This is a genomic window from Levilactobacillus acidifarinae DSM 19394 = JCM 15949 (genome assembly GCF_001434835.1).
Classification (GTDB): domain Bacteria; phylum Bacillota; class Bacilli; order Lactobacillales; family Lactobacillaceae; genus Levilactobacillus; species Levilactobacillus acidifarinae.
Genome location: NZ_AZDV01000019.1, coordinates 1 through 6,061, shown reverse-complemented (window position 1 = coordinate 6,061; position 6,061 = coordinate 1). Strand labels below are relative to the sequence as shown.

9 protein-coding genes are annotated in these 6,061 nt (G+C 35.0%); 2 read left to right on the top strand and 7 right to left on the bottom strand.

Annotation, left to right across the window (positions count from 1 at the left end):
* Positions 1 to 611: 611 nt before the first annotated feature.
* A complete protein-coding gene (locus FD25_RS06780; RefSeq protein ID WP_057802903.1) occupies positions 612 to 824 on the bottom strand; it encodes a hypothetical protein in 213 nt (70 codons plus the stop codon).
* A 355-nt stretch (positions 825 to 1,179) separates the two neighbouring features.
* Positions 1,180 to 1,767 (bottom strand): site-specific integrase, encoded by a 588-nt coding sequence (locus FD25_RS06775; RefSeq protein ID WP_057802902.1) that lies wholly within the window; start codon positions 1,765 to 1,767, stop codon positions 1,180 to 1,182.
* Between the two features lie 103 nt (positions 1,768 to 1,870).
* Here FD25_RS06775 and FD25_RS06770 point away from each other — a divergent pair, with 103 nt between their 5' ends.
* Both FD25_RS06770 and FD25_RS06765 read left to right on the top strand, forming a co-directional pair.
* Positions 1,871 to 2,149 (top strand): plasmid mobilization protein, encoded by a 279-nt coding sequence (locus tag FD25_RS06770; RefSeq protein ID WP_003625288.1) that lies wholly within the window; start codon positions 1,871 to 1,873, stop codon positions 2,147 to 2,149.
* Complete coding sequence (locus FD25_RS06765; RefSeq protein ID WP_005917927.1) at positions 2,139 to 2,441, top strand: type II toxin-antitoxin system YafQ family toxin; 303 nt, start codon at positions 2,139 to 2,141, stop codon at positions 2,439 to 2,441. Before FD25_RS06770 ends, FD25_RS06765 begins: the two co-directional genes overlap by 11 nt.
* 117 nt (positions 2,442 to 2,558) lie before the next feature.
* Here the strand turns inward: FD25_RS06765 and arsC are convergent, their stop codons facing one another.
* The 5 genes from arsC to FD25_RS06745 form a co-directional block, all read right to left on the bottom strand.
* Entirely contained in the window at positions 2,559 to 2,975 is a 417-nt protein-coding gene (gene arsC, locus FD25_RS06760) for an arsenate reductase (thioredoxin) (protein WP_057802901.1), read from the bottom strand.
* Positions 2,976 to 2,986: 11 nt separating this feature from the next.
* Positions 2,987 to 4,024 carry an ACR3 family arsenite efflux transporter gene (gene arsB / locus FD25_RS06755; protein ID WP_054644019.1) on the bottom strand — a complete coding sequence of 346 codons (1,038 nt, stop codon included), beginning with the start codon at positions 4,022 to 4,024 and terminating at the stop codon, positions 2,987 to 2,989.
* A 50-nt stretch (positions 4,025 to 4,074) separates the two neighbouring features.
* Positions 4,075 to 4,392: an ArsR/SmtB family transcription factor gene (locus FD25_RS13885; protein ID WP_012391388.1), complete on the bottom strand. Its 318-nt coding sequence runs from the start codon at positions 4,390 to 4,392 to the stop codon at positions 4,075 to 4,077.
* A 105-nt stretch (positions 4,393 to 4,497) separates the two neighbouring features.
* Positions 4,498 to 5,028 carry a DUF536 domain-containing protein gene (locus FD25_RS06750; RefSeq protein WP_057802900.1) on the bottom strand — a complete coding sequence of 177 codons (531 nt, stop codon included), beginning with the start codon at positions 5,026 to 5,028 and terminating at the stop codon, positions 4,498 to 4,500.
* Positions 5,021 to 5,956 (bottom strand): replication initiation protein, encoded by a 936-nt coding sequence (locus tag FD25_RS06745; RefSeq protein ID WP_057802899.1) that lies wholly within the window; start codon positions 5,954 to 5,956, stop codon positions 5,021 to 5,023. The genes FD25_RS06750 and FD25_RS06745 overlap by 8 nt, the downstream gene beginning before the upstream one ends.
* Positions 5,957 to 6,061 lie beyond the last annotated feature (105 nt).

Genomic DNA, 6,061 nt, shown 5'->3' with positions numbered 1-6,061 from the left:
TAGTCGATAAACAGACAAAATGTAGTCGATAAACAGACAAAATGTAGTCGATAAACTTCTGTACGCCTTGGGGGAGTAAGGCTCAAGAGGGGTCTAAAAGAGGTTTAAAAGAGGTTTATAAAAGAGGTTTAAAAGAGGCACCACTGTACGAGGCCAAAACCTAGAATCAAAAAACACAAAGGAGTGAGCCAAAAAACAGGCTCACATTAAACTCCAGTCGCTATGCTCCTTGCGCCTCACTTTGTTCGTTGCCTAAAAGGTGTGGCAAGCCACATTAATTCGGGCGCTGACGCCCCGAACCCCGTCCAAGATGAGCCAGCTTGACCGCTTTTTCACTCGCCGTTAGGCAGGAAAGCAAAGTTTTATAGAAACTTTGGCTTTCGCCAATTCAGTGTTAAGACTGGTTTAGAGCTGTCAATTCCTTATGCTCCCACGCTTTGCTCGTCCGCTACCATTGACAGCAAACGGTTAGTTTTTTTGAATCTTAACAAGAACTTAGCTGCTATGTTCGTTTTTTAGGGCCTTATTTTTTGTTCTAAGCGATTTTAAGACTGTTTATATATATTTATACCAAAACAAAAATAAAAAGCCCTCAGTGAGCTTTTAGAGGGCTAGATGACGAAACCTGGACGATTAATAATATCTTCTTGTCTTTTTTGCAAAATATAAGTATACAGGGAACCATACAAGTTCTTTTTGATCTCGTCAGGTTCATTGACAGAAGCTTCAAACAATTCTTGAATATCAACTTGCCATGGATCAGCAAGCATTTCATCAATTGGTTTTAATACTTTCTTTTCGTCCATCCTAATTACTCCTGACATCAAAATAATGATTTCAGTTTAGATTTACAGATTTTACAGTACCGTTATTCAAAATTTGTTACCAAACTTATAAAGATTCTTTGCACAGAACGATTAAAAAAATCTGGCTTAAAACAGCGTAATCCGCAACACTTTTTAAATATTTAAAACATAACAATCTTAGTTAGGTGCAAACATAAATTGAATTAAAAATACAGTCAATTCAACAACAGATGAAATTGATTTTATGGTTATCAGCAGGCCGAGTGAAACGAGGTCAATGCGCACTTACACATAGAATTTATTCTATGTTGTGCTAGACCCATTAAAAACCTGTATCAGAAGTCGCCGATGGCGACAACAAAATCAAACTAATTTACCCAAAATCAATTTGGTTTAACATGTTTTCTGTACTTGCTTGATCCAAGCCTAAATAAGCTAAAGTCATTGATTCACTTGAGTGATTTAGTAAGTGCATGACTAGGCCAATATTGTAATTGGATTGCGTATAAACGCGATAAGCCCCAGTTTTGCGCATAGTGTGGGTACCAAGGTAATTAATGCTTAAAAGATCGCCGACTTTGCTCATGATTTTATAGAACTGTTTTTCCGTAATATGCCGTTCTGGGTGTTGAATGGACGGAAAGAGCCATTCAGATTCTAGTTTATGATCAAGCAGCCATTGACGGTACAATAAGAGCTCTGTTTGAACAGGCTTAAGGTACAAGGTATTAGGTTTACCAGTTTTTCGGTCATGAATAAACGCATTTTGTTTAATAGAACCGTCCGGATTAAAAATATCGGCCTGTTTTAAGCCCATAACGTCACTCACTCGCAGTAGCGTCGCTTTACCAACTTGAAAAATCGTATAGTTACGTCGGCCAGCTTTAAAGTTATTGAGTAACGTATCTTGAACTTCTTTAAGAACGTTTGAATCTTTGATGGGTAAGACAACTTGTTGCATAAGCTGTTAGTTCCTTTACTTTAAAATTAATTTAGTTGCAGAAAACCTAAAAATCGAATATTATAATGTAGTACGATGGTAAACTTAAAGGAGGCGGATTAGAATGAGTAATACTATTATTAAAAACAAGACAATTTCAACTCGTGTAACACCTGACATTAGTGAACGGGCTAAAGCTAATCTAGCAAAACAAGGGCTAACCGTTTCTGAGTATATACGCTTATCGTTAGTTAAAGCGGCCAATAATGAAGTTCGATTAGTCAGCTTTTTAGATTCTCCGGAAGCCTTAGCCGCTAAAAAAGAAGCAGAAACAGGGCAGGTCAAAAACATTGGTTCATTGACTGACTTTGAAGATTGGATCGATAAGTTAGATGCAAATTAAACAGACTAAATCTTTTGAACGTGAATTAAAAAAACTAGTCAAAAAACATTTCCCAATAACTGTCTTGAAGCCTTGTTTAGAAGCAATTGTTGAACAAGATGTACTTGTTTTGAAACAGATTAAAGATCATGCATTAAAAGGAAATTGGCGTGGCTATCGTGAATTTCACCCTGCCAGATATGGAAACTATGGTAAAAATTATGACAACTGGATTGTTATTTATCAGCTAGATCATGATGAATTGATTTTGTTATTGGTTGCAACTGGCTCCCATGAAATCTTGAATCAATAGCTATAGTTTAGGGGCACTTATAAAAAAATAAATTAAAATAGCCCCCAATATCTATAATGTAGATATTGGGGGCTATTTTAACAACGTTTTTGAGGGGTTATTTGTTAAAAATGGACCCTATTTATAATTTTGTACAAGTTCGAATAGATTATCTTTTATTTTGTTTCGAACTTTTCTAAAGGCTTGTAGTTTTTCTTTTTCTGTTCCAGTGGCTTTTGCAGGGTCGGGTAATGGCCAATGAATACTTGTAGCTTGTGGTGGAATAACTGGACATTTATCTCGTGCATCACCGCATAAAGTGACAATTAGATTAGCTGAATTGAAGTAATTTAAATCAATCAGTTTTGAATACTGCTGACTAATATCGACACCATCTTCTGCCATAACTTGTACTGCATTTTTGTTTAAACCATGCTTTTCTACGCCCGCACTTCTAATTTCAAATTTATCGGAAGAAAAAAGTTCTTTTGCGTATCCTTCGGCCATTTGGCTTCGACATGAATTCCCGGTACAGAGAAAATAGATTTTTTTCATTTGGTTACTCCTTAATCATAATATTTTCTTTTAATCCATAGTGCTACATCAACTAATAAGATCATTACCGGTACTTCAACCATTGGGCCAATAACGGCAGCAAATGCTTCTCCAGAATTCAAGCCAAATATAGCGACTGTTACTGCAACAGCTAATTCAAAGTTATTACTTGCAGCGGTGAAAGATTGTGTCGCAGAAATTGAATAACTAGTTTTAGTCTTTTTCGCAATCCAAAAGGTTATGAAGAACATTAAGACAAAATATAGTAATAAAGGAACAGCAATTCTTATTGCGTCCATTGGTAGTTGAACTACTTTTGCACCCTTGACAGAAAACATCACTACTATTGTAAAGAGTAAAGCCCAAGTAGTAATTCTACTTATTTTTGGTACATATTTATCTTCAAACCATTCTTTACCCTTTGTGCTAATGATAAAGTAACGAGAACCAATGCCCAAAATGAAAGGAATACCAAGATAAATAAAAACACTTTTAGCAATTTCACTCATTGTAATATTAATTGTCTGTGTTTGTAGCCCAAAGAATTTTGGTAAGACACTAATAAAGAAGTATGCATAAACGGAATATAGCAAAATCTGAAAAATTGAGTTAAAAGCTACTAGACCAGCAGCATAATCGTTATTACCCTGCGCTAATTCATTCCACACAATAACCATAGCAATACACCGTGCTAAACCGATCATGATTAAACCAATCATATAGTTTGGATAATTGTGTAGAAAGATAAAAGCAAGAGCAAACATTAAAATAGGGCCAACGATCCAATTTTGAACTAATGAAAAAGCAAGTTCCTTTTTGTCCTTAAATACATCACCCATTTTGCCATAATTAACTTTGGTTAGTGGTGGATATAGCATTAATATTAAGCCTATTGCTATTGGAATTGATGTTGTACCGATAGACCAACTATTAATTATTTTAGGGAGCGATGGAAAAGCTAAACCGCTAATAATTCCCAGTGCCATAGCTAAAAATACCCATAAGGTCATATAACGGTCCATGAATGATAAATTTTTAGAAGTACGCATAATAGCCCTCCATATAGATATTTATCTATGTATAATGCAAAATAAAAAAGCTAACAGTTTGAATGTGAATCCTTACATATGCAATGGTCAGTTTTAGATAGTATTTGTGTTAATTCACTAATCAGTCCTTCTTTTTTGTTTGAATTTAAAGAATAATAGTGCCACTTAGTATCTTTTCTTACGTTAACTAATCCACTTTTTTCCAGAATACTCATATGGTGGGATAGAGTCGGTTGTGTAAAGTTAAAGTGTGCAAGTATATCACACCCACACATCTCACCACAGGACAGCATTTCTAAAATCTTAAGACGGTTAGGTTCAGCAACCACCTTTAAAAGTGATGCCAAATCTTTATACTCATAGTGCATCAGTAAATTCCTCCACATTAAACATAGACGATTATCTATATTGTATCACATGAATAATGAAAAAGATTGCCGTTCGGATTAATTTTATAATCTACCAATTGACTTCTATTTCCAAAAATGCCACCAATTTTTATTATTATGTGTTCTATCTTCTTTGTCATTCACTTGCTGTTTTTGGCCTGGATTAGAGATTTCAATCAAGTCACTTAATTTGTGTACATGTTCTTTTAGTTCTTTGTTTTCTGTCACAGTTGTTAACTGAAGTTGTTGTTGCTGATCTATTAATTTGGTTAGATGATTAATTTGTCGGTCTTTGCTACTTATTTGCTGATCTTTGGTAGCAAGCTGTTTGTCACGTTGAGACTTTAAATCTTCTATTTCTCTTCTTAGAGTGGCAATTAGCTCATTATTTTCTTTGCTAGTCTTTGTCACTTTTTTGCTACCTGTTTGTTGGTCTTTTGCTACCAAAGGCTTTGCTACCTTGTCCCTAATAATCCTTTCAGCTGTAAGGCTAATCATGTTTGTACCTTGACTATCTTTTTGTTGGTTCTTTGTTGGTAGTCTTTGGTAGTGATATTGAATAGTTTGTTTAGAGACCTTCAATTCATCAGCAAGTTCTCTAATAGTTTTAGGCATGATTTCCAAACCCCTTTCGGAGTTCAGCAAGCATTTCTTGTCTTGTCTGATCTCTTATTGTTTTATCATGCTCAATCTGTCGTTCGGCTAAAATCTGTTTTTCAGTTGAGCCTAGTGGTAGGCCTTTAACTTTATCGGTAGCACGCCATTTTTCTTGTTCTGTTAATTCACCATTATTCTGGATATTAAAAAGTTTTTGACGCTCATCTTGGAACTTACCTTGAGAAAAGTCGTTTGCGTCTTTTCTTTCAGGCTTCCAAGTAAAAGTATAACCAATCACTGGTTTCCCACGACCTTTACCATATTTTTTTCGTATAGTTAGGCCTCTAAACAAAGGGGTTAGTTCTTCCTTAATTGGGCGAATAACCCTAGATTCAACGTTCGCAGGCTTACTCCAATAGCTTTGTGGAATATCTAGTAGTTCAAAGAAATCATTTTTAGAAAAATAAGCATAACCAGTGGTTCGGAATTGTTTAAGAATACGAAAAGTTGTTTTTGCGTAACTACTCTTTAAATCTCGGAACTCTGTCAAAGCATAACGAACCCAACTTTCGAGATTATTTAGAAGTTTCAACGCTTTGGGATAAATTTGAATATCAACATAAGGAACGTCTGCAGATCCCTTAATTTCAAATCGAGTGAACATGACAAACATCTCTCTATCAAGACCATCTTTACTTCGAGAGCCAAATCTAAGACCTAGTATTTTTTGATATGTACTTTGTATGTCATCAATAAACCGATTATTTGCGGTTGGCTTATAGGCACTTAACTCTTTTAACTGATCAAAGGTAAATCTAACAGTATCATCACCTTTATCACGCATTCTAGAAACTACAGAAAAGAACAAGTTCATTTCTACAGGAGTAAACCTTCGCAAGGGGATTGTATTTAATTCAGGGTCATATTTGACTAATTCATTGCTCATAAAATAACCTCCTTGAATAATACTACCTTATTTGAATACAGGAGTAAATAAATGTAGTCGATAAACAGACAAAATGTAGTCGATAAACAGACAAAATGTAGTCGA

Bases quoted from the DNA above. Each gene is read 5' to 3' on its own strand.
- FD25_RS06780 (WP_057802903.1), bottom strand. From the start codon at position 824: ATGTCAGGAGTAATTAGGATGGACGAAAAGAAAGTATTAAAACCAATT.
- FD25_RS06775 (WP_057802902.1), bottom strand. From the start codon at position 1,767: ATGCAACAAGTTGTCTTACCCATCAAAGATTCAAACGTTCTTAAAGAA.
- FD25_RS06770 (WP_003625288.1), top strand. From the start codon at position 1,871: ATGAGTAATACTATTATTAAAAACAAGACAATTTCAACTCGTGTAACA.
- FD25_RS06765 (WP_005917927.1), top strand. From the start codon at position 2,139: ATGCAAATTAAACAGACTAAATCTTTTGAACGTGAATTAAAAAAACTA.
- arsC (WP_057802901.1), bottom strand. From the start codon at position 2,975: ATGAAAAAAATCTATTTTCTCTGTACCGGGAATTCATGTCGAAGCCAA.
- arsB (WP_054644019.1), bottom strand. From the start codon at position 4,024: ATGCGTACTTCTAAAAATTTATCATTCATGGACCGTTATATGACCTTA.
- FD25_RS13885 (WP_012391388.1), bottom strand. From the start codon at position 4,392: ATGCACTATGAGTATAAAGATTTGGCATCACTTTTAAAGGTGGTTGCT.
- FD25_RS06750 (WP_057802900.1), bottom strand. From the start codon at position 5,028: ATGCCTAAAACTATTAGAGAACTTGCTGATGAATTGAAGGTCTCTAAA.
- FD25_RS06745 (WP_057802899.1), bottom strand. From the start codon at position 5,956: ATGAGCAATGAATTAGTCAAATATGACCCTGAATTAAATACAATCCCC.